Source organism: Photobacterium sp. 270122K (assembly GCF_059941365.1).
Genome location: NZ_JBPOEN010000004.1, coordinates 12,868 through 34,949, shown reverse-complemented (window position 1 = coordinate 34,949; position 22,082 = coordinate 12,868). Strand labels below are relative to the sequence as shown.

Below are 22,082 nucleotides of genomic sequence, written 5' to 3'. Positions count from 1 at the left end.
ATCTTTTCGATTGATTTTTCTTCTGCCTTGAATCGTTTTCTTATCCTGTTTGTTTTTGCTTCTGTCTTTCTGTTTAGTGCAGTCATGAGTTCGGCAACCACGGTATCTGCTGCGCCATTACCAAGCAGTGGGTTGCCGCCCAAAGCGGAACTCGGTCGTTACTTATTCCATGATGTGCGTTTGTCGCGTTTCGGCAACCGCAGTTGTGCGTTGTGCCATGCGCCGGATTTAGGCTGGACCAACCGCTTTGCCCGCACGCCGGATATTCATGGCCAAGCCACGGCGCTAAATACGCCCGCCTTGTTGAACGTGGCCAATTACGATCTGTTTATGCAAGCTACGCCGGGATTAACCTCGCTGGCTGCTACCATTGCACTGCCGCTGTTTTCTCATGCACCGGAAGAAATGGGTATGACGGCTGATTTATTACAGGTACGCCTGACAGACAGCCAATCCTTATACGCACCGTTATTTGCTGCCGCGTTTCCGATAGCATCAGAAAAGATGGCACAAGTGGCCTCGCGCTTTTCCGTTGATAACGTGATTGATGCGCTGGTGGCGTATGTCTCGACCATTCGCTCCACTGATACCGCTTATCACCGTTATATGGCGGGGGATAAGCACGCGCTAACCCCCGCGCAACAACGAGGGCTGGCGTTGTTCGAATCAGAACGTCTCGCTTGTAGTCAATGCCACAATGGCCCGTTGTTGAATATGCCCACGGTGTCTTCAAGATCGCGTAGTCACCGCTACGTGAATACCGGGTTGTACAGTGAAGCGGCGATATTGCAGTCAGGGACAGTTTTTCCACAAGCATTAGGTTTACAAAGGGTGACGGGGGAGTCTGCCGATAACGGCAAGTTTCGGATCCCTTCATTGATTAACGTAGACAACACGGGGCCGTGGGGACACGATGGGAGCGTGACCCAACTTCGTCACGTGATAGACAATTATGCCGCAGGGGGACGCGTGATCACCGTCGGTCCGAAACAGGGTGATGGCCGTGCTCATCCAGCCAAAGATGCCCGTATTCAGGGTTTTACGTTAAGCTTGCAAGAGAAAACCGAACTGCTGGCCTTTTTACAGGCGCTAAGCGTGCCAGAAATGGATACCTTTCCCGAACATGCCACACCGTTTTGCCAACTGATCCCACTCAAAAATAAGCAGGATCCGAATCCGTGTATTCCTGCGTTCGATAATCCATAACTGCCATATCCAAAGCAGCTACATCCAGAATAAGAAGAAGTCAGATTTCAATGAATAATATTATGCGTACAACCCGCTCATTCGCCGTTGCTCTGTGTATTGCCGCAGGGGCACTGTCGATATTCAGTGCCACGGTATCAGCCGCTGCTGTGGCCAAGCCTGCCTTTGCCGGGGAAATTCAGGGGCGTAACCAGTTTTATGCCGCTCGTTATAAGGCCACCTGTGATGTGCCGCTACAGGCGGTTCAAGTGGCTGGGTCTTTGGCCGAAGCCCCACAACTGGAAGCCATTTTTACCGATACGTTAGGGTATCAATTTACCCTGAATGCTAACGGTGAAGCGTATTTGCAGTTGGCGATCAAAGAGTGGAACGAGAAAATGCTGCTGATGACCAACCGCGATGTGACTATTGCAATGGACGGGGCGGACATTACCGGCACTAAAATCACTAACCTACAATGCCCAGATTTGAACGGTGATATTTATCACATTAACACCCACGAATGGGGCAGTTATGTATTGCGCATTCATGGTAAGCCAAATCAGAAAGTGGCTGTGCGGATAGTGAAAGAAGCGGTGAAGGTGGAGTGAGTCACTGAGTAAAAGGAAATGGCAGTGAGAGGACTTGCTCTGATCTGCCATTGTTTTACACAACGCGATTAGCGGTGTTCTTCAAGGAGCATGTTTTTCTTCAATTCAAGTGCAATGATCTCTTTACGCAGCGCCTCTCTTTCTGTCGGATCTGTCATCTTCTCAAGATCTTCTTTTTTGTTGCTGATTTGTTTCATGAGCTCCACTGCGGGTGGAAGGCAGTTTGCATCTTTCAGGATTTTCATCCCAAGTCGATGTTCCGCTGGCGTTCTAAAATACTCGTCCAAATCAAGCGGTTTTCCTTTGAATTGGTTGTTTGTGAGCTCGCCATTTTTTTCAGCCTGACGAATCCAACCTGCAATCGCATTATCTATAAATATCGACATCACATACCGTCCTCATACATTCAGTTTTGATTGGGGTGACCAAAAACCACTTTTAAACCTTCAATGGCTATTTTGATGCCATCTTCAAAATACAACTCATAATCAACAGGCTTGCTTTGCTCTAATAGCCATAACAGGTGAGTGAGCTGATTATCATGGGCATATTTGATGCTGTCTTGCTGGGAATCAGCTTGAAATTGCTCAGCCAGTTCTTGGTGTTGCACAATATCTGTCACACGCGTAAAAACGGTGGCGAAAGCCATAAATGCCGTTTGTGCGTCAAAGTGTGTATCACGAAATACGCCCAGCATATCGTTCACTAATAGGCTGGAATTGGGCGTGAATTGCTGGTTGTAACGAATAAACTCAACTGATCGGGGCATCGACAGTAGTGTCTTTCTAAAATTTCGGGCAAAACGGTAGAGATAGGATTCCCAGTCTGTGTCATTAGGTATATCGACGTTCCCCATGACGACATCACAACACTGAATGATGAGGTCGTCTTTTGAACTAACATGGCGATAGAGCGCCGTCGCGCTGACGCCGAGTTGCTTACCCAGTAAATGCATACTCACGCGGTCTAAGCCTATCTCAAGCGCGCACGCCACAATGTCTGTCTTTGAAATTTGAGCGGGGCGACCTTTGCTGTTCATGAGCAACTCTTAGTATTAAGTTAATACCATTAAGTTAATACCGTTAACTTAATTGGTCAAGTCTTTTTGTGCGTGCGTTGTCATCTGTGAGAGTGCGTATCGAGGAAGAAAAAAGGGGGGAAGGCGAAGTGAATGGATAATGGCTTCACTACACGTTATAGACATTCCATCAACGAGAGTTAAAATGCGGGTTCGCGGCTGCACATGAATTTCAGTCAATTTTAGAGAAGATAGAATGGTTGTAGAAAATGTGCATCCTGAACATTACGCCGAAATGCTTGAAGTTTGGGAAAATTCAGTCCGAGCCACGCATGACTTTATAACAGAAGACGATATTGCGTTTTTTAAACCCATTATCATTGAACAGGCTTTCCCCGCTGTAACATTAAGATGCGTGAAAAATGAGAGTGGTTCAATTCTTGGTTTCGTGGGTGTCCATGATGCAAAAATTGAAATGCTGTTCGTTTCAAATGTAGCTAGAGGGAGAGGTGTGGGTAAAGTGCTACTGCAATATGCCATTGAGCAGTTAGGTGCGACTCAGGTTGACGTGAATGAACAAAATCCCCTAGCCACCGGTTTTTATGAGCACATGGGGTTCAACGTTGTTTCACGTTCACCGCTTGATGATATGGGGAAACCCTTTCCGATTCTACATATGACACGTTAAGGCTCGGTTTGTCGTTAACTCGTTTGCTAGAAGAAACGCCCAAGGCCAATAACCTTGGGCGTTTCCGTATGATGTGGCGCTACTTTTTCGCACTGAACATCCCCCGGATAACGGCATCGGCTTCTTTATTCGTGCCTTTTGTACGTCTCAATTCTCCAACCAGAGAGCGAAAAAACACGGTTATTTGTAACAGGCGGTAACGTTACAAAATGCGAAAATTTGGTGCTAGAGCCGCCGATTTAGCGCATTTCCTAGGAGAATAGGCGGTTATCGGGTTGGTAGCTCCCCGTTTTTAATCAGGCATGCCGTAACGATTCACTAGACGGATTTGTCCTCACGGGAATATACTGCGCTTCCTGTATTTACGTTAGGACAATAAAGTGGACCCCAACTCTCGTCGATTGTGTATCTCCTCACTGGCATTATGTGACCAAGGGAGGACACAGCAATGATTGAGCCTATCCTTACCCTTCTGTTCGGCATTTTCTTTATCTTGGCAATTATTGCGGCAAACGGCTATTTCGTTGCCCAAGAGTTTGCTTATATGGCCGTCGACCGTGCAAAACTCGCTACTTTAGCTGCCACTGGCGATGAAGCCGCAAAGCGCGCGCTTTCCGTGACCAAACGAACCAGCTTCATGTTGTCTGGCGCACAGCTAGGTATCACCGTAACAGGCCTTGTACTCGGTTTTGTTGCTGAACCGCTTGTCGGTAAATCGGCAGGTGTGTTGCTGCAAAGTTTCGGCTTATCCCTTGAGTCTGGTATCGCGATCGGTACGGTCATCACCCTTGCTGTTGCAATGGTTGTGCAAATGATCATGGGTGAGCTGTATCCAAAGAACCTGGCGATTGCCAACGCTGAGCCGATGTCACGTATGATGTCTCGCTCAACGCTGATTTACATGTCGATGTTTGGTTGGATCATCAGCTTCTTTGATAAATCAGCGAACTTGCTGCTCCGTGCTGTGCGCATCGAGCCGGTACATGATCTTGATGTGAGTGCGTCGGAAGAAGACTTACACCACATCATCGCCAATTCACGCGAAAGCGGTGATTTGCCTGTTGAGCTGTCACTGATGATGGATCGTATCCTTGATTTCCCTGAGCGCGATGTCGAGCACGCCATGGTGCCGCGTTCGCAAGTGGATTGGGTAGAACCTGAAACCACATTAACAGAACTCTTGTCACTGATGGCGCAAGCGCACACGCGCTATCCGGTTATCAATGATGATGACGCGCCTGTTGGCGTCGTTCACCTATCTGATGTACTGGCACACATTGACGCCGGCAATGCCGACGATACCGTTGCGTCTGTGATGCGTCCAGCGACGGTTCTGCCAACACTGATGCTATTGCCTGACGCACTGGATCAGCTGGTGACGTCAACCAATCAACTTGCCTGTGTGATCGATGAATACGGCGGCTTTGCCGGTGTGTTGACGATTGAAGATTTGGCGATGGAAATTGTCGGTGAAATCACCGATGAGCATGACGAAGATAACGGCGATGCGGTTGTGTCTGAAAGCGGTAATGTTTGGTTGATGGAAGGTGATGTGCACGTCGATGAAGTGGAACGCGCGATTGGTTATGACCTGCCGCGTGGCGATGTGGAAACCATTGCCGGCATATTGATTGCTGAACGTGGTGCACTGCCTGCTGAGGGGGACACGGTGACGATTGCATTGCCTATCGACCCGTCAGAATTGGCGTCTGGTGAGCCAGTATTGCGATACCTTGAGGTGGATGTGTTACGTATTGAACGACATGTACCGACAGAGGTGCGCGTAAAACTGGTAGAGAAACCAAGCGTGGAGGGTGAAGCATGACCGATCCATTGATTGTCACCCTCGTGACAACGGCCCTTATTGTCTTGAGTGGCTTTTTCGTCATCATCGAATTTGCTTTGATGGGTGCGCGTCGCCACCGCCTTGAAGAAATCGCTGTCGAAAGTGCGTCAGCACGTGCGGCATTACGTGGCATGAATGACTTAACGCTGATGTTGGCGGGTGCTCAGTTGGGTATCACCTTCTGTACGTTTGCGCTAGGTGCGGTGACCAAGCCGGCTGTTGACCAATTCTTGGGGCCCGTGTTCCTTGCAATGGGGTTGCCTGATTGGGCTGCAGATGGCGCGGCCTTCGGTTTCGCGTTATTTTTCGTGACCTTCCTGCACTTAGTGGTGGGTGAGATGGCGCCAAAATCGTGGTCGATTGCGCACCCAGAAAAGTCAGCATTAGCGATTGGTATCATTGCACGCGCCTACGTTTGGCCGTTGCGTCCGCTGCTTAATTGGATCAACAGTATTGCGAACCGCTTGGTGAAAGCCTCGGGTGTTGAACCGGTAGAAAGCGCCGCGGTAGGTGGGCAAGATGTTGATACTATCCGTCAGCTGGTAGAGCACTCGGGTAAAGTGGGTACACTGAAACCTAACATTCAAAAGCAACTGTCTGGTCTGATTGACTTGAGTTCAATTCCGGTTGAAACCTTGGTGACTGAAGGTCAGGTGATGGCGCACGTTGATAAGAACGCAACAGTGGCTGACGTGCGTGCTGCTGCAATGGAATCCGGCCATTTACGTATTCTTGTGTGCGGCAAGTCGGGTCTTAAACCGTTAGTAGTTCACGTGCGTGATACGCTACTCGAACCGGCGGACAAACCCGCGCGCGACGTAGCCCGTAATGCCTATGTGCTGGATTCAAAAACCCCGGTTTATGAAGCCCTGGCGCGTATGCGTAAAGCCAGCGTGCAGTTAGCCGTAGTGAGTAAAGACGGAAAAATGGTTGGTGTTGTAACACTTGCCGACATTTTAAAACGCGTGCTTCCTACGACGGTAGTGAACGGATAAGTCTCGTTATCTTCATGGCTTCGGCTTCTACAGTCGGTGCTTAAAACACCCAAACGCCACTTATCCAAGTGGCGTTTTTTTACACCTGCAACCTCAGCCACCTCTGCTTTCGATGTATTTTAGGTATGATGGCTTGCCCTGATTGCCTCACACAGGATACTGATTCAGCACCTAATATATCACCAATGGTAAAAGCCGCTAACGCGTTCAGGAATGACGGAGGAGTACATGAAATTTGCAATCCGCCGAATCAATACGTCGGTGGGTATTTTTAAGTTCTATTAATATAGAATCTGATGCGGGGGCGTCATAGCTCAAGCAGATCGAAGCGGATGTTGTTCGGTACTTGATGCCTTAGTACCTTAGTCATTTAGGCTATTTGTCATTAACGTCAACATGATCATACGGTTTGCTGAGCATAAAAAAGGATCTGCTGAGCAGATCCTTTTTCCGACGTTGGGTCATTGACGTGTGTGGATTACAGCTTACGCCATACACCCCATTCGCCAGTGGTGCCAGGTTCTTCACCTTTTGTCCACCAAGCCGCTTTCCACTCTGCGTTGTCGTGTGTTACCACGTCGTTGGTGTTGTATTCAGAGCTTGCAGACCAAGCGCCCACTTCAGGCACTTCGCCGTCAGTTAATACGCGTTTCCACACGTTGCTCACGCCTGGTTCTTCGTTCTGGTTCCACCAGCCTGCTTTCCACGTTTTACCGTTGTGTGTTACCACGTCGTTTTCAACGTAAGTCGCGGTTTTGTCCCATGCGCCTTCTGGTAGCTCTGGGTCAACAACCGGTGGTGGCGGATCGATTGGCTTCAGAGTAGATAGTGCAAATGCACTGTCTTTTTCTGCAGACCATACGCGGTTAGCGTGAATGTTTTTCTCGTCGAAACGGTATTCAGCAGCAGCCTGATCCCACACACCGACAGCCCATTTACCGGCGTGTTGTGTGTTCACTTGGTTTGCTAGGTCTTGTGCCCAAGTCGCTTGGTTGCCCGCTGTGATTAGCAGACGCTCATCGATTTGCTCGTTACCGTTGCCGTCCATGGTACGTAGACGCATGGTGTCGCCAATAGCTGGTACAGGGTAACCGGCTGGTACGAAGTAGCCTTCGATTGCATTCAGTTTGCCGTCTTCAACCGGTGGCGGTGGCGTGATACCGCCATCAGACTGTTTGATCACGATGTCACTGCAGTTGTAGAAACCTTCACCGGCTGGATCGACACGCTGCCAACGGGTGTAAAGAATGGCATCGCCAGCACGATCGGTCGGTAGCTGTACGTTGAAGCGGTATGTTTTGTATGGTGATGTCGCTTCAGGCGCAACGTTACCTGCAGTATCAACCAGCTCCAGATCTTCCCACGTCAGTGGCTGGGTGAAGTCGTGGCCTGGTTTCGTCAGGTAGAACTCCCAGAAAGAAGGGTTGTGCGGTGCTGTTGCTGTCCACACGAATTCAAACTCGCCGTTCTTATCCAGTGTGATGGTGGTTTGCTGCCAATCTGGAGAGGTAACGTCTAGGCCAGATTTTTGTGCGTCACCTGCGGCACAGAGCTCACCGCTTGGTACTTGTTGCTTCACCGCTTCAATGTTGTTGTAGTCAGCGGTGAGGGCGGCTACTTCATTACGCTGAAGGAATGCGTAGTTACCAGACTTGTCGTAGGCTTTCTGACACGCCGCGTTTGGAATCGAATTGCTCCAGTAACCGCCATCGTTGTAACACGTGTTTTGACGTGCGCTTGGGAATTCAGCCCAACCGTGTGCGCTTGCTGTTTGGATAGTCGCAAGGTTTGCCACTGCTGCAAGGACAGCAATGCTTAGCTTATTCATTGGTGACATGGTTAACTTCTCTTTATGTTGGAATAATGCCAGTCATGTTTATCATGCTTGTTTTATATGTTCTTTGATGAATAAGTTACGCAATAAAAAGTGCAAAACGTTATCTAACAAGAAATGGGTATTTGACATTATTTTTCTGACGTAATATTTATATTTAAAAATTGATTATTATCAAAATAAAATTTTCAAATCGTCATCATTAGTTTTTGTTATTGTGTTATTTTCGATTAAATTCATCGTGTTACAATTGTTTTTTCTTTTTCTGTAATATTTGCTTACAACTACTGTTTTTCGGAAAATAATGAAAAAGACAATCGGTAAACACATCTGACGCGCTGCATTCTATTTTGTAGGAATATTCTTACGGTATTTTTATTTGAAAATTCGTATGTATTTTTGGCTCAGAGTCACGAAATGAAAAATTGACAATTTTCGGACATTAAGGGAATTGCTCAATATAATAAAGTATTGCTTATTCTATGAGCATTTTAGTGGCGATTCTTTGCTTTTCTCATGTGTTGAGTCTTTCGTTGTTGCCATTTAAATATCTTATAAGGAGTATTTGAATGCGTTCGTTGTGTGAACATAATGAGATTTTCGGTGTACATTACCCCTTATTCGCGTCGTTGTGCTGCCGTGATAGAACTCGCTGAAACTGACATATTGAGGTAACGTTGAGGGAGAGAAACGGGGGGAGGGAATCATGAGCCCAGTGAACAAGAAAATGCCATTAGCGATCAGTCATCATACGGTGTTGAACCGACGGGAACACCGTTGGCGCCGAGTGCGGTGGGCAGCTGTGTCACCATTGTGGGTGTTGGGGATGGTAGGCATGCTGGCCGTACCGTCCGTTTTTGCCACGCAACACCCAGCACAAGTGGTTGCGTCGACGCCAAAGACGGTGAGTCAATTACCGCTGGAGGCCAGTTATCACGCTGATGCGGCGCAAATCCGCCATACCTATGAGACTCAACTCTATACGCTACCGGCGTTTAAGATGGGGCATTATGGTTTACGCATGTATCGTCAAACCTTAGATCCGAAATATACCTCGGCCATTTGGGTGGATATGGCACGGGTGGCCAGCCGTTTGAATCGCTTTGCTGCCGACGTGCATACGCCAGAGCAGATTGCGGCTTATGCGAAGAACCGCTTGATAGAGTACGGGCGAAAGACCGATGCCCGCAGCCAGCTACGTTTCAGTGCCACCGCCCATTCGCCAAATTACGTGTACCTTGGGGTGGATTTGCTCGGCGCGATGGCTCGTGCCAATGAATATGGTTTGAAGCACCGTGATGATGCGTTGTTACGTCAGGTGATCCGCCGTTATGACTTTCGTCAGTATGCGACCGATCCCAATATGATCATTGCATGGTCGGCCCAATTGGCGAATCAGGTGTACTGGTTGCGTCAATTGGGTGAGCAGGATGTGGTGAATGACTTTATTGCAGCCTTCCAGCGTACCTATCCTGACCGTAATGATGCCGCACTGTCTGATCAGCAATACATGAACAAACTCTACGGGATGACGCACATTATTTTGGCGGCGTCGGAGTATTACCAGTATGAGATTGATGAAGAAAACTTTCAGTGGATCTTCGATTATTACCGCGCCAACATCGACACGATTCTACAGCGTGCGAAAGAAGACGTGATTGCTGAAATCGGGATCAACTTCTTGTTGGCGGGATTAGATGACGATCCCGTGGTGGCGAAAACCCGCCAGTCCATTCAACAGGCGATGAATCGTCAAGCGGGGATGGTACCCGCCGTCGACGGCAGTACGGGGTTAGTGTATGGCGAGCACCGTAACGTGTTGGCGATCATGCTGTTAGATTGGCAAAAGGTACACACTGCACCGACCATTGAGGATCAGCCGCACGTATTTGACGGTATGCCTTATGGGTTGATTGCCCAGTAGACGGACTCAGTAAACAGGTACCGTAAAAACCGACGCGCGGTGACAGTATCCTCGCGCGTCGGTGTGTTTCTTTCTCTTGGCTGGTTTGATTCGGCTGTCAGATCAAAGCAAACTAAGCTAAACCAAGTCAAACCCAATCAAGTTAAGTCGAATCGGTCGGCGTTCATCACTTTCGCCCATGCCTTGGCAAAGTCGTGGACAAACTTTTCTTTCGCATCACTTGCACCGTACACTTCGGCAATCGCCCGTAGTTGTGCATTGGCCCCGAAGATTAAATCCGCCCGTGTCGCGGTCCACTTGAGGTTGCCGGTTTGGCGATCGTGCCCTTCAAAGGTACGTGCCTCGTCAGAAGTTGGCGTCCATGCGGTATTCATGTCGAGCAGGTTGATAAAGAAGTCGTTGGTCAGCGCGCCAGGCGTGGCCGTGAATACCCCGTGCGCCGTTTGTTCAAAGTTGGCGTTCAATACTCGCAACCCCCCAACCAATACGGTCATTTCCGGTGCGCTGAGTGTCAATAACTGCGCTTTATCAAGCAACAGTTCTTCGGCGGACACAGTGTAAGCTTGCTTTTCATAATTGCGGAAACCATCGGCGAACGGCTCTAACACTTCAAACGAGTGAACATCCGTTTGTGCATCGGTGGCATCGGTGCGTCCGGGTGAGAAAGGCACGCTCAGGGCCAGGCCTGCATCTTGCGCTGCTTTTTCGATAGCGGCACAGCCACCGAGCACGATGAGATCCGCCAGCGAGACGGCTTTGTTGCTTTGGGCACTGTTAAAGCCGGTTTGAATGCTTTCCAGTTGGCTGAGCACTTTGCTTAGCTGCCCCGGTTGATTGACCGCCCAATCTTTCTGCGGTGCCAAGCGTATCCGCGCGCCATTCGCCCCACCACGGTGATCCGATCCTCGATAGGTCGATGCTGCTGACCATGCGGTGTATACCAACTCAGAGATACTCAGGCCAGACGTTAACAGGCTCTGTTTCAGGGTGGTGATATCGCTGTCATCAATCACGCCGCGGGTGGCGGCGGGTACCGGATCTTGCCAGATCAGATCTTCAGCGGGAATTTCCGGCCCAAGATAGCGAGACTTTGGCCCCATATCGCGATGGGTTAATTTGAACCACGCACGGGCAAAGGCATCGGCAAATTCATCGGGGTTATCACGGAAATGTTCAGAGATTTTGCGGTAATCCGGATCTTCACGCAGCGCCATGTCGGCGGTGGTCATCATGATACTGACGGTCAGGCTCGCGTCTTCGGGATCGGGGGCATGGTTGCGTTCGCCAAGATTTTTCGGCGCCCATTGGTGAGCGCCAGCCGGGCTTTTGGTGAGTTCCCAGCCGTAGCCGAGTAGCATGTTGAAATAGCTGTTATCCCATTGTGTTGGGGTGGGGGTCCATGGGCCTTCTAAGCCACTGGTGATGGCATCACGCCCTAAGCCGCTGCCGTGGGCGTTTTTCCAACCCAGCCCCATTTGTTCAATCGGTGCGGCTTCGGGTTCCGGCCCAACGAGCGCGGCATCACCGGCGCCATGACACTTACCAAAGGTGTGTCCCCCGGCGGTTAACGCCACGGTTTCATAATCGTTCATTGCCATGCGGGCGAAGGTATCACGCACATCTTTGGCGGATGCGAGCGGATCCGGATTGCCGTCGGGTCCTTCGGGGTTGACGTAAATGAGCCCCATTTGTACCGCGGCTAAGGGGTTGTCTAAATCGCGTTCACCACTGTAACGGTTGTTGCCGAGCCATTCACTTTCTACGCCCCAATAGACGTCTTCTTCCGGTTCCCAGATGTCTTCGCGGCCACCACCAAAGCCAAAGGTTTTGAATCCCATGGATTCTAACGCGACATTCCCCGTCAGCACGATCAGATCGGCCCAGGATAAATGGTTGCCGTATTTTTGTTTCACTGGCCACAGCAGGCGACGGGCTTTGTCCAGGTTGCCGTTATCCGGCCAACTGTTCAGTGGCGCAAAACGTTGGTTTCCGCGTCCCGCCCCGCCGCGACCATCGCCTGTGCGGTACGTCCCCGCGGCATGCCACGCCATACGGATCATCATGGGGCCGTAATGCCCGTAGTCCGCTGGCCACCACGGTTGTGATGCGGTCAAAATGTGTTCAATGTCTTTTTTTACGGCGTTGAGATCGAGCTGTTTAAAGGCGTCACGATAATTGAAGTCGTCACCGAGCGGGTTGGTTTTGGTGTCGTTTTGATGCAGGATTTTTAGATTAAGCTGATTGGGCCACCAGTCTTTATTTTGGGTGCCTTCACCGCCAACATGGGTATTACTGCCATGCATAAAAGGGCATTTTCCAGCCCCTTTGCCGTGATCGTTGCTCATACATCACTCCGTTTATTTTGTCCGTTGCACTTATTCGATGACGCCAGTGCGATTGATCGCATTAGCTATCCATTGAGTTAGCTATCAATATAGACAAGGCGTGTGGAAGCTGAGGGTTTTTCTCTGTTGGATACGATGAGGGCGGGCAAGGGACAGAAGCGAAAAGCGGCGGTCAGTGTGCACTGCTCCGCCGCTTTGAATGCGTGTGGTGTTACGGGATGATGTACGTATCAGTAATAATATTTACCGGTAATGCTGTTCACTGTGAACGTTTTAACGGTCATGGTCGGAGACCAATAACGGCCGTGCCAACCGGCTTTCACTTTCAGCTGACGGACAAATTCTGCCGGCTGGGTGATTTGCTCCCACACCTGCGGCAGAAACAGTGCTTGCGCGTAATTATCCGATAAAATCACGCCGGTTTTATGCGTCGCAAGGTAATCGATTAACGCTTGTTCTGATTCAACCTCAAGGACTTGCGGTTGGGATAACACTGACACTTCGATGGTGAGTTTATCCAGCTGCTCTTCGCACAGCGGCATAAAACGGCGATCTTGATAGGCACTGGCACGCGCTTTATTGAACACATCCAACACGAGTGGGCTGTGTGCTTGCGTCGTTCCCAAGCAACCTTGCAGTTGCCCATTCACTTTTAGCGTGACAAAGCAGGCGCCGGGTCGCAGTAATTTTTTGCCATAAAGATCAAGCCGCGGGGCGAGGATAGTTTCATCCGAAAAATGGCCACGAATGGCATCTCGGGCAATATCCAGCAGTTGGGTTAATTCCCCTTTATTGAGGTTCTGCAACGATGATGTAGCTAACATATCCAACGACTCTCTCCTTATCTCCGGCGGCGGTGTCGCCAGAGTTGATCAATGTGTTACGTATAAGTGGGTATCCCCTTTGTTTGGCTAGCAATAGCAATGCATTAATGCCTGTGGCACCACAGGCTTGCTCAGGGGTGAGGGTGGGTACGTAGCCGTCTATCAGGGAACAGGTATGGTGGTCGATACGTGTTGCGTCTGAGTAGGGATGGAAATGGCTAAGGTCACTACTTACCACGAGTAGACAATCATCACCTTGCCAAAGGGGGTCGATGGCTTGGGCGACAATGGCCGAAGAGGCATTGCTGGTTAAGAGCGGTAACAGGGTAAAATCATGCAAACATGATTGCAGAAAAGGCAATTGCACTTCAAGGCTGTGTTCTTGGGCGTGTACTTTATCTGATACCTCAATATCATCTATTTCCCGCAACTTTTCAACACTTTGTATGTCAATAGGGACTTTTCCGAGAGGTGTTTCAAAATAGTGACAGGCGGGCAGGGCGCAGCCATGAAAAGCAAAGCGGTGACTGGGCCCAACAAGGATCACTTTTCGAATGCGATCAGCCTGTGGCAGCATGGCGCGATAGGCCTGTGCCGCCACCTCGCCGGAGTAACAATAGCCGGCATGGGGTACGATTAATGCACGGATTTGGCATGTATTGTCTGTTATTTGTGTGTCGTTTTTTACATCGAGCCAGCGGTCAATTTGTTGTTGCAGTGCAGGGGCCGTGTGGGGGTAAAAGTGACCGGCGACGGCGGGTGGGCGAGTGTGCATGCAGATCCCCCGTAGTACAAAATGAATGAGTAAGCAACGCAAGGTATATACTGAGTATAGGTCGTCACTTGAGTCAGGATCATGAACAAACCGCGACTGCCCCAAGCCGAGCACACTAAACCCAGTACCTATTGGCCAACAACGCACTGGCATGCGTTAGCCGATGGACGAGTGGTGTGCGATGTGTGCCCACGTCACTGCCGTTTGCGAGAAGGCAAACGCGGGGCGTGTTTTGTCCGCCAAGCCCATCACGGTGAAATTGTACTGACCAGCTATGGGCGCTCTAGCGGGTTTTGTGTTGATCCGATTGAAAAGAAACCCCTTAACCATTTCTACCCCGGCAGTGCCGTGTTGTCGTTCGGGACGGCGGGGTGCAATTTAAGCTGCCAGTTTTGCCAAAATTGGCAGATCAGCAAATCCCGCCACATCGACACCTTAGGAGCCAACGCCATGCCGGAACACATTGCACAGGCGGCATTGCGTTATGGCTGCGAAAGCATCGCGTTTACTTATAACGATCCGGTGATCTTCATGGAATATGCGATGGATACGGCGCTGGCGTGTCGAGACGTTGGGGTGCACAGTGTTGCAGTTAGCGCGGGCTATATGTGTGATCAACCTCGGCGAGATTTCTATTCGGTGATGGATGCGGCCAATATTGATCTGAAAGCCTTCTCCGAACGTTTTTATCATAAAATCTGCCATGGCCATTTAGCGCCGGTGCTGGATACCTTGCTGTATTTGAAGCATGAAACATCGGTGTGGTTTGAAATTACCACCTTATTGATCCCGGGGGAAAACGACAGCCCGAAAGAGGTGGACGCCCTGACCCGCTGGGTGGTCGACAATTTGGGGCCAGATGTGCCTGTCCATTTTTCGGCGTTCCATCCGGACTTTAAAATGCTGGATACGCCCCGCACGCCGCCAGCGACCTTACTTCAAGCGCGTCATATCGGCCAAGCCAATGGCCTGCATTATGTGTATGTCGGGAATATTTTCCATGAAGAAGGGGACAGCACCTATTGTCCGGCATGCACAGAGCGGGTGATCACGCGTAACTGGTTCAAATTGGGGGCGGTGCATCTCACGCAAGCGAGTGTCTGTGCCTTTTGTGGTGCGCCTGTCGCTGGGCGTTTCTCCGGTAAGGAAAGTGACAGCATGGCAAAACCCTTTGGCCGCCAGCGCATTCCGATCGTGATCAAATAAGGGGGCACGGTAAGGTGAAATTGATTAGAAACACAACAGATGCGATGAAAAGCCACGGTAACGTGTCACCGAACCTTGTCACTGTTTTTGCCTTCTATTATCTTAACGCCCAGAAGTTAACCTGAATAAAGTGAATAACAATGTCTGATATGACCATGGAACAGCTAGCGGGCTACCAAAACTTGGTGATCACGCAGCCAAACTGCCCATTCTGTGTAAAAGCAAAAGCCTTGCTGGATGCACGCGGTACGGAATACACCACACTTGTACTGGGTGCGGATCTACCGAAAACCCTGATGGTCGATTTTATCGAACAAGCGACGGGTAACGTTGTGCGCACAGTGCCACAGATCATCCTTGAGGGTGAATATATCGGTGGTCATGATGACTTGGTAGCGTTTCTTGAGCGCCAAGTAGACGGCGATGCCTTTGGTGATTTTGAGCTGTAAATCATCACCACAACGTTCGCGTAATTAAAAAAACAGCCAATGGCGTGATGCCCTTGGCTGTTTTTTTATCTCTCTGATTCAACGGCATACGATGCCAAAAAGATTGAAACGACCAATTCGACTTTCTCTGTCAGTGCGTCGCCATCAGCTTGCGGGCTGATCGACATCACCTGTGGCCAAAATAGCGAGCCTTGAAACAAGCTGATGTACACGTTGGTGATGGTTTTTAATTCCGTTTGTTTCAGCTGATTGGCCGCCATCGCATCTCGGAACCACTGCATAATGGCTTTGGAGCTGTACAGCGTATTGATCAGATTGCTGGCCATATCCGGCTGACGAAGAAATTCCATCACAATTGTGCGTGACAGGGGAATGCCGTAGGTATGATAAAGAATATCGACTTCTTTATACGTGATCTCAATCAGTTGCTGCCGCAAGCTACGTTGAGGATCAAACGCGTATTGTACCGTCTCATTGGTCGATTCGTGCAAGATGGTCAGTACTGCTTCAAAGAGATTTTCTTTGCTTTCAAAGTGACGGTATAACGTGCGCTTTGAGACTTCCGCCGCTGCACTGATCCTATCCATATTCGCGCCTAAAAAACCGTGATGAATAAATTCAGCTTTCGCCGCATCAATGATGGCGAGGCGTTTTAGTTCAGAGCGTGTCATTGTGTTTCCATTCTTCCCTTTACTCAATGCGATCAGTTTATCAAGATTGTGTCAAAAAGTACACTTGGTAGTTTACTTTCTCGTGAGTCACTATAAAATAAACTCAATAGTTTACTTTTTTGTCATGCCGCCATGAGGCGCGTGGCAATCTTGGGATCGCATCCAGCGTCCTCATACCTCACGGTCGCGCCGGACCAACCTTTTAGGGGAGAAATAGGTGAATACGTATTTTAAGAAGTCAGTACTGGCATCTTTTAAGTTCAACGCCCTTGCTGCCAGCATTGCCATGTCAACATTGCTACTGACAGGCTGTGGCGCGGAAGAACCTCAAGCGGTGGTTGCACCGGTCATCAAACCTGCATTGACGGAGGTGATCAGCACCCGCGCCAACGACGATTTGAGCTTTAACGGGGTGGTGCGCGCTGCAGAGCGTGCGGATCTGGCGTTTCGAATCGGTGGTCGTATTACTGACATCGCCGTGAAAGAAGGGGATGAGGTCAAACAGGGTCAGGTACTGGCCACGTTGGATTCCCGAGATGCACAAACCGCGTTGGCATCGGCCAAATTGGAGTTGGATAACTCAAAAGCCGAGTATCAGCGTGGTAAAGCCATTTACGAGAAAAGTCAGGCGATTGCCAAGAGTGATTTAGATACCTTAACGACGCGCTACAACTTGGCGAAGAACCGTTTAGCGGAAGCACAACGCCAGTTGGAGTACACCCAAATTAAAGCACCGTTTGACGGCATTATTGGGCGTAAGCTGGTGGATAACCACGTACAAATTCAGGCCAACGCCCCGATTGTGACCTTGCATAACCTGCAGGATCTGGAAGTGGTGATCAATATTCCGGATAACGTGATGTTGTCGGGAATGGCGGGCACCAAAGCGCAGGCGGAATTGTCAGCGATTCCGGGTGTGGTATTCCCGTTGGCGTTGCGTACCTACGCGACCCAAGCGGATCCGATAACGCAAACGTATGCCGTGGTACTGGGCTTTGAAGACAGCAAAGGCTACCGCGTGTTACCGGGTATGGCGGTAAAAGTGTTGCCGTACGAGGGTGAGCAAAGCGAACAAGGCAGCGACGTGGTATCGATGATCACCGTGCCGCTAACCGCCGTGGTACCGGATAACCAAGGTCGCCAGTTTGTGTGGGTGATCAATGCCGATAACAAGGCCGAAAAACGCTATATCACAGTCGGCGCATTAAGCAAAAACCGCGTGGTAGTGACAGAGCACCTGAACGTGGGTGAGCGCGTGATTATCGCGGGCGTATCGAGCGTGAAGGAAGGGATGGAAGTGCGTCCTTACACTGACGATAGCAACGGGGTGTAATCGATGGATATTGCACGTTATACCATTGCGAAACGCACCAGTGTGTGGGTGCTGATCGCTTTGATCTTGTTGGGGGGCTACATCAGCTACCTCAAACTGGGTCGCTTTGAAGATCCGGAGTTTGTGATCCGCCAAGCGGTGATCAATACCCCGTACTCTGGCGCCACGGCGCAAGAGGTGTCTGACGAAGTCACGGATGTGATTGAAGGGGCGGTGCAGTCGCTGCAAGAGCTGAAAGAAGTGAAGTCGGTGTCAAAACAAGGCATGTCGGAAGTCACGGTCGAAATTAAGCTCGAGTTTGCCTCGTCATCGGCGGATCTTCAGCAAGTGTGGGACAAACTGCGCCGTAAAATCACGGATGCGCAGCGTATGCTACCCCCGGGCGCAGGGCCGTCTATCGTCAATGATGATTTCTCGGATGTGTACGCGCTGTTCTTTGCCGTGACCGGTGAAGGCTTTACGGATAAACAACTGCAAGACTATGTCGACAGTTTGCGCCGTGAGTTGGTGTTAGTGCCTGGCGTGGCGAAAACGGCCACTCTCGCTGAACAGCAAGAAACCATTTTTGTTGAAATTTCCAGTGAACGTTTAGCGAAGTTTGGTTTATCGGCTGAAAACGTGTTCCAAGTATTGCAGAAGCAAAATATGGTGACCGTGGCGGGCAGTATTGAAACCGATGCGATGCGTATTCCGGTGATCCCAAGTGCAAGCATTCATTCCTTTACGGATTTGAAGAACCTGCAAGTGGGCGTTGGGGAAAATAACACCGTGTTGCGTTTGGGCGACATTGCCAACGTGACTCGCGGTTATCAAGAGCCGTCATCCATGTTGATGCGCTACAACGGCGAGCGTGCGATTGGTTTTGGTATCTCGAATGTGACGGGCGGTAACGTGGTCGATATGGGTGATGCGGTGAAAGTGCGCATTGCTGAATTGGAAGGCCAACGTCCGCTGGGGATGGAATTGAATGTCATCTCCATGCAGTCGGATTCCGTGCGTGACTCGGTCACAAACTTTATCGACAACCTGATCGCCGCAGTTGTGATCGTGTTTATCGTGCTGTTGCTGTTCATGGGCTTGCGTTCTGGCGTGATCATCGGTTTCGTGTTGCTGCTGACCGTCGCCGGTACGCTGTGCATCATGCTGATCGAAGACATTGCGATGCAGCGGATCTCCTTGGGTGCCTTGATTATCGCCTTGGGTATGCTGGTGGATAACGCCATTGTGGTGACAGACGGGATTTTGGTGCGCTTGCAGAATAACCCGGATGAAGACCGCAATGTGATTGTGTCGGACGTGGTGAATGCCACCAAGTGGCCGCTATTGGGCGGTACCGTGGTGGGGATCTGTGCGTTCAGTGCGATTGGTCTGTCACCGTCAGACATGGGGGAATACGCCGGTTCGTTGTTCTGGGTGATCCTGTACTCCATGCTGTTGAGTTGGGTGTTTGCCGTTACTGTGACCCCAATGTTGTGCTTTGACTTCCTGAAAGTAAAAGCACGCTCGGCGGATCAAAAGCCGGGCCGCATGGTCACCATGTACAAAGCCTTGCTGACGTGGGTACTGACACACCGTGTGGTGAGTTCATTACTGTTAGTGGCGATGCTGGCTGGGGCGGTGTACGGGGTGCGCTTTGTGCCACCGGGCTTCATGCCGGAATCACAGCGTGCCCAGTTTGTGGTCGATGTGTATTTGCCACAGGGTTCAGACATTAAACGGACTGAGCAAGTGGTCGCGAGCATCGAGCACGATGTGAAAGCAAAAGACGGTATCACCAATATCTCCAGCTTTATTGGTGGCGGTGGTCTGCGCTTTATGCTGACCTATGCGCCTGAGGCGCGTAACCCAAGTTATGGCCAGTTGCTGATCGACATTGATGACTACACCAAGATCGCACCGCTGCTGGTTGAATTACAAAGTGAGTTGGATGCGAAATACCCAGACGCGTCGATCAAAGTGTGGAAATTCATGCTAGGTCGCGGGGGCGGTAAGAAGATTGAAGCGGGCTTTAAAGGCCCAGATAGCCGCGTGCTGCGTCAATTGGCCGAACAGGCAAAAGCCATCATGAACAATGATGATAGCTTGATCGCGGTGCAAGATGACTGGCGTCAGCAAGTGCCTGTCTTGCGTCCGGTGTATTCAGCCGAAGAAGCTCAACGCTTTGGCTTGACCACGCAAGAGATCAACCAAGCGATTGCACAGACACTGTCTGGCCGTCGAGTGGGCGTGTACCGTGAAGGTGACAATTTGATCCCGATTGTGGTGCGTGCGCCTGAAAACGAACGTGATCATCAGCGTGCGATTGAAAACACGGAAGTGTACAGCCAGAACGTGGGTGGCTTTATCTCTGTGAGTCAACTGGTGGATTCCGTGGATGTGGTATGGCAAGACGCGATCCTGCGTCGTATTGACCGTATGCCAACGATTTTGGTGCAGGCTGACCCAGCACCGGGTGTGTTAACGGCCGATGCCTTTAACCGTTTACGTCCACAGATTGAAGCGATTGACTTACCACCGGGCTACGAGCTGATTTGGTACGGCGAATACAAAGCGTCGAAAGATGCGAATGAAGGCTTGGTGATTTCAGCACCGTATGGTTTTGCTGCGATGATTTTGTCGGTGATCTTCATGTTCAACGCCTTGCGTCAGCCGCTTGTTATTTGGCTTACAACGCCATTTGCATTGGTGGGCGTGACCATCGGTTTGGTGATCTTCCAAACACCGTTTGAATTCATGGCGATTCTTGGCTTCTTGAGTTTGATCGGCATGATGGTGAAAAATGCCATCGTCTTGGTGGATCAGGCGGACATTGAGATCAAAGACGGGTTATCACCGTACCAAGCGATCATTGCGGCCGCATTGGGGCGTGCACGTCCGGTATTGCTGGGCGCATTCACGACGATTTTGGGTGTGGCCCCGCTGTTGATTGACCCGTTCTTCAAGAGTATGGCTGTGACCATCATGTTTGGTCTGTTGTTTGCCACCATCTTGACGTTAGTGGTGATCCCACTGTTCTATGCGATGTTCTTCCGCGTGAAGGTAGAAACGGCGTAATACAGAACACATCTCAGAACGAGACAGTGAAATAAACAAGAAGGGCGTACCGAGAGGTACGCCCTTTTTTATTTAGTGAAACTTACGTAAACGCCGTTGGGTCAGCAAAAATACGATCAGCAAAAGCACAGGGAAGAGCAAGTCGGGTTCCGGTACAATCGTGACATGAATATTGTCGAGGAAGTTACCCCGCGTCCCTTTGTTTTGTGACACAAACCGTAGGGTCGAGAAGTCACTGTCAGCATAGAAGGTCTCACTGTAATGTCGCCAGGTAAAACGTTCGTGATCCGCGAGGGTCGTCAGTAAGAGCGGGGTGTCCCCCATGACTTTGACAAAGAATGACTCACCGCTGTTACGGCGTGCTGCATAGTCAAACGACAGGGTATAGTGCTGATTGGGGTTGGTCGCAAAGGTTTGGTAGATCGAAAAGTAACTGCCTTGGTTGGGATGGGCATTTAATTCAGCATGCTGATCCCCGTGGCTGGACTCAAAGCCGAACAGCGAATCCCAAATTTCGATATTGTCCCCTTGCCACCCACTTAACCCCGGCGTGGTCGCGGGATCAAAATATCGCCATTTTTTATTCCCGACATCAGGTGCTTCAAAACTGCCGTGCTGGATTAAGTTTGCCTGTGAAAAGGCAGAGAATAACGTTGCAGACAGTAATAGAGCGACACCAAGCCCTTTTTTTATCAGTGCCGAGTAAAAGGAGTGTAAGGCCAATCTATCCATAGGTACCTTCCCATCAAGCGCATTGTATCGTTAATGTTGACTTTTCCATTAACACTAAGTCTTGTATATATGACAAAAAAGTACAAATAAACTAGCACGCAATCCAGAGAGATAGGCATAGAGAGAGGCAGAGAGGTAGGCATACACATCTTCATCGTGAACTCACTGTATGCGTTAAGACTGGATAATCATGGTTGTGTGAAAATAAATGCTTTGGCGACAATCACGGGCGTTTTGTCTGTATTTTCTTCAGCAGGAGTGTATTCCATCGCATTCAGACTATGCATGGCAATCTCATTCCACGCATCATTGGGTGTGGCTTTAAGTACGGATGGATTGAAAATGCCGCCATTGGAATCGATCAAATATTGTATTTTCACCATGCCGTTGTGTTTCGGCACTTCTAGCTTATAAATATTGAAGCTGCCTTTGTTTTCATGACTGATCCAATATTTATTTAAATCTGAAGCCTCAATCGCAATAGGGGGAGAGGTCAGGTAGGTTGTTGAGACGTGAGCGCTGCTACAACCGGTTAAAACAAAAAGACTGCAAAGGAATGAGAGGGCGATTTTCATGAATGCTCCAGCGCAAT

The 22,082-nt window shown here is 49.9% G+C and carries 19 protein-coding genes; 10 read left to right on the top strand and 9 right to left on the bottom strand.

What is annotated here, in order from left to right:
• Positions 1-84: 84 nt before the first annotated feature.
• Positions 85-1,206 (top strand): cytochrome-c peroxidase, encoded by a 1,122-nt coding sequence (locus tag ACSF8W_RS08660; RefSeq protein ID WP_500846777.1) that lies wholly within the window; start codon positions 85-87, stop codon positions 1,204-1,206.
• 62 nt (positions 1,207-1,268) lie between these two features.
• Entirely contained in the window at positions 1,269-1,796 is a 528-nt protein-coding gene (locus tag ACSF8W_RS08655; RefSeq protein ID WP_500846776.1) for a hypothetical protein, read from the top strand.
• Between the two features lie 68 nt (positions 1,797-1,864).
• On the opposite strand, the gene ACSF8W_RS08650 is transcribed toward ACSF8W_RS08655, so the two are convergent.
• Together ACSF8W_RS08650 and ACSF8W_RS08645 are read right to left on the bottom strand one after the other, a co-directional pair.
• A complete protein-coding gene (locus tag ACSF8W_RS08650; protein ID WP_500847291.1) occupies positions 1,865-2,182 on the bottom strand; it encodes a DnaJ family domain-containing protein in 318 nt (105 codons plus the stop codon).
• A gap of 20 nt (positions 2,183-2,202) precedes the next feature.
• A complete protein-coding gene (locus ACSF8W_RS08645; protein WP_428475749.1) occupies positions 2,203-2,835 on the bottom strand; it encodes a TetR/AcrR family transcriptional regulator in 633 nt (210 codons plus the stop codon).
• A gap of 235 nt (positions 2,836-3,070) precedes the next feature.
• Here ACSF8W_RS08645 and ACSF8W_RS08640 point away from each other — a divergent pair, with 235 nt between their 5' ends.
• The 3 genes from ACSF8W_RS08640 to ACSF8W_RS08630 all read left to right on the top strand — a co-directional run bounded on the left by ACSF8W_RS08640 (position 3,071) and on the right by ACSF8W_RS08630 (position 6,343).
• A complete protein-coding gene (locus tag ACSF8W_RS08640) occupies positions 3,071-3,502 on the top strand; it encodes a GNAT family N-acetyltransferase (protein ID WP_500846774.1) in 432 nt (143 codons plus the stop codon).
• A 448-nt stretch (positions 3,503-3,950) separates the two neighbouring features.
• Positions 3,951-5,327, top strand: a complete 1,377-nt coding sequence (locus ACSF8W_RS08635; protein WP_500846772.1) for a hemolysin family protein — start codon at positions 3,951-3,953, stop codon at positions 5,325-5,327.
• Positions 5,324-6,343, top strand: coding sequence for a CNNM domain-containing protein (locus ACSF8W_RS08630; RefSeq protein ID WP_500846770.1), 1,020 nt, complete (start codon positions 5,324-5,326; stop codon positions 6,341-6,343). Before ACSF8W_RS08635 ends, ACSF8W_RS08630 begins: the two co-directional genes overlap by 4 nt.
• A 478-nt stretch (positions 6,344-6,821) precedes the next feature.
• Here the strand turns inward: ACSF8W_RS08630 and ACSF8W_RS08625 are convergent, their stop codons facing one another.
• On the bottom strand, positions 6,822-8,180 hold the full coding sequence (locus ACSF8W_RS08625; protein ID WP_500846768.1) for a lytic polysaccharide monooxygenase: 1,359 nt from the start codon (positions 8,178-8,180) through the stop codon (positions 6,822-6,824).
• A gap of 823 nt (positions 8,181-9,003) precedes the next feature.
• On the opposite strand from ACSF8W_RS08625, the gene ACSF8W_RS08620 reads away from it, so the two are divergent.
• Entirely contained in the window at positions 9,004-10,101 is a 1,098-nt protein-coding gene (locus ACSF8W_RS08620) for a DUF3541 domain-containing protein (protein WP_500847290.1), read from the top strand.
• A 137-nt stretch (positions 10,102-10,238) separates the two neighbouring features.
• On the opposite strand, the gene katG is transcribed toward ACSF8W_RS08620, so the two are convergent.
• The 3 genes from katG to amrB all read right to left on the bottom strand — a co-directional run bounded on the left by katG (position 10,239) and on the right by amrB (position 14,045).
• Complete coding sequence (gene katG / locus ACSF8W_RS08615; RefSeq protein WP_500846766.1) at positions 10,239-12,446, bottom strand: catalase/peroxidase HPI; 2,208 nt, start codon at positions 12,444-12,446, stop codon at positions 10,239-10,241.
• 230 nt (positions 12,447-12,676) lie between these two features.
• Positions 12,677-13,270 carry an AmmeMemoRadiSam system protein A gene (amrA, locus tag ACSF8W_RS08610; RefSeq protein ID WP_428476175.1) on the bottom strand — a complete coding sequence of 198 codons (594 nt, stop codon included), beginning with the start codon at positions 13,268-13,270 and terminating at the stop codon, positions 12,677-12,679.
• Positions 13,236-14,045 carry an AmmeMemoRadiSam system protein B gene (gene amrB, locus ACSF8W_RS08605; RefSeq protein ID WP_500846764.1) on the bottom strand — a complete coding sequence of 270 codons (810 nt, stop codon included), beginning with the start codon at positions 14,043-14,045 and terminating at the stop codon, positions 13,236-13,238. Before amrB ends, amrA begins: the two co-directional genes overlap by 35 nt.
• An 81-nt stretch (positions 14,046-14,126) precedes the next feature.
• Between amrB and amrS the strand changes: the two genes are divergently transcribed.
• Both amrS and ACSF8W_RS08595 read left to right on the top strand, forming a co-directional pair.
• Positions 14,127-15,251, top strand: a complete 1,125-nt coding sequence (gene amrS / locus ACSF8W_RS08600) for an AmmeMemoRadiSam system radical SAM enzyme (protein WP_500846762.1) — start codon at positions 14,127-14,129, stop codon at positions 15,249-15,251.
• A 140-nt stretch (positions 15,252-15,391) separates the two neighbouring features.
• Positions 15,392-15,700, top strand: a complete 309-nt coding sequence (locus ACSF8W_RS08595) for a glutaredoxin domain-containing protein (protein WP_500846760.1) — start codon at positions 15,392-15,394, stop codon at positions 15,698-15,700.
• A gap of 65 nt (positions 15,701-15,765) precedes the next feature.
• On the opposite strand, the gene ACSF8W_RS08590 is transcribed toward ACSF8W_RS08595, so the two are convergent.
• Positions 15,766-16,371, bottom strand: a complete 606-nt coding sequence (locus ACSF8W_RS08590) for a TetR/AcrR family transcriptional regulator (RefSeq protein WP_500846758.1) — start codon at positions 16,369-16,371, stop codon at positions 15,766-15,768.
• Positions 16,372-16,588: 217 nt separating this feature from the next.
• On the opposite strand from ACSF8W_RS08590, the gene ACSF8W_RS08585 reads away from it, so the two are divergent.
• Both ACSF8W_RS08585 and ACSF8W_RS08580 read left to right on the top strand, forming a co-directional pair.
• On the top strand, positions 16,589-17,704 hold the full coding sequence (locus tag ACSF8W_RS08585; RefSeq protein WP_500846756.1) for an efflux RND transporter periplasmic adaptor subunit: 1,116 nt from the start codon (positions 16,589-16,591) through the stop codon (positions 17,702-17,704).
• A 3-nt stretch (positions 17,705-17,707) separates the two neighbouring features.
• Positions 17,708-20,758, top strand: coding sequence for an efflux RND transporter permease subunit (locus ACSF8W_RS08580; protein WP_500846755.1), 3,051 nt, complete (start codon positions 17,708-17,710; stop codon positions 20,756-20,758).
• A gap of 72 nt (positions 20,759-20,830) precedes the next feature.
• On the opposite strand, the gene ACSF8W_RS08575 is transcribed toward ACSF8W_RS08580, so the two are convergent.
• Positions 20,831-21,490 (bottom strand): DUF642 domain-containing protein, encoded by a 660-nt coding sequence (locus tag ACSF8W_RS08575; protein ID WP_500846753.1) that lies wholly within the window; start codon positions 21,488-21,490, stop codon positions 20,831-20,833.
• A gap of 188 nt (positions 21,491-21,678) precedes the next feature.
• Positions 21,679-22,065 (bottom strand): energy transducer TonB, encoded by a 387-nt coding sequence (locus ACSF8W_RS08570; RefSeq protein WP_500846751.1) that lies wholly within the window; start codon positions 22,063-22,065, stop codon positions 21,679-21,681.
• Between the last annotated feature and the right edge of the window lie 17 nt (positions 22,066-22,082).

Coding starts and splice junctions, on each gene's coding strand:
- ACSF8W_RS08660 (WP_500846777.1), top strand. CDS start 85: ATGAGTTCGGCAACCACGGTATCTGCTGCGCCATTACCAAGCAGTGGG.
- ACSF8W_RS08655 (WP_500846776.1), top strand. CDS start 1,269: ATGCGTACAACCCGCTCATTCGCCGTTGCTCTGTGTATTGCCGCAGGG.
- ACSF8W_RS08570 (WP_500846751.1), bottom strand. CDS start 22,065: ATGAAAATCGCCCTCTCATTCCTTTGCAGTCTTTTTGTTTTAACCGGT.
- ACSF8W_RS08590 (WP_500846758.1), bottom strand. CDS start 16,371: ATGACACGCTCTGAACTAAAACGCCTCGCCATCATTGATGCGGCGAAA.
- amrA (WP_428476175.1), bottom strand. CDS start 13,270: ATGTTAGCTACATCATCGTTGCAGAACCTCAATAAAGGGGAATTAACC.
- ACSF8W_RS08650 (WP_500847291.1), bottom strand. CDS start 2,182: ATGTCGATATTTATAGATAATGCGATTGCAGGTTGGATTCGTCAGGCT.
- amrB (WP_500846764.1), bottom strand. CDS start 14,045: ATGCACACTCGCCCACCCGCCGTCGCCGGTCACTTTTACCCCCACACG.
- amrS (WP_500846762.1), top strand. CDS start 14,127: ATGAACAAACCGCGACTGCCCCAAGCCGAGCACACTAAACCCAGTACC.
- ACSF8W_RS08620 (WP_500847290.1), top strand. CDS start 9,004: ATGGTAGGCATGCTGGCCGTACCGTCCGTTTTTGCCACGCAACACCCA.
- ACSF8W_RS08625 (WP_500846768.1), bottom strand. CDS start 8,180: ATGTCACCAATGAATAAGCTAAGCATTGCTGTCCTTGCAGCAGTGGCA.
- ACSF8W_RS08645 (WP_428475749.1), bottom strand. CDS start 2,835: ATGAACAGCAAAGGTCGCCCCGCTCAAATTTCAAAGACAGACATTGTG.
- ACSF8W_RS08575 (WP_500846753.1), bottom strand. CDS start 21,490: ATGGATAGATTGGCCTTACACTCCTTTTACTCGGCACTGATAAAAAAA.
- ACSF8W_RS08595 (WP_500846760.1), top strand. CDS start 15,392: ATGTCTGATATGACCATGGAACAGCTAGCGGGCTACCAAAACTTGGTG.
- ACSF8W_RS08640 (WP_500846774.1), top strand. CDS start 3,071: ATGGTTGTAGAAAATGTGCATCCTGAACATTACGCCGAAATGCTTGAA.
- katG (WP_500846766.1), bottom strand. CDS start 12,446: ATGAGCAACGATCACGGCAAAGGGGCTGGAAAATGCCCTTTTATGCAT.
- ACSF8W_RS08635 (WP_500846772.1), top strand. CDS start 3,951: ATGATTGAGCCTATCCTTACCCTTCTGTTCGGCATTTTCTTTATCTTG.
- ACSF8W_RS08630 (WP_500846770.1), top strand. CDS start 5,324: ATGACCGATCCATTGATTGTCACCCTCGTGACAACGGCCCTTATTGTC.
- ACSF8W_RS08580 (WP_500846755.1), top strand. CDS start 17,708: ATGGATATTGCACGTTATACCATTGCGAAACGCACCAGTGTGTGGGTG.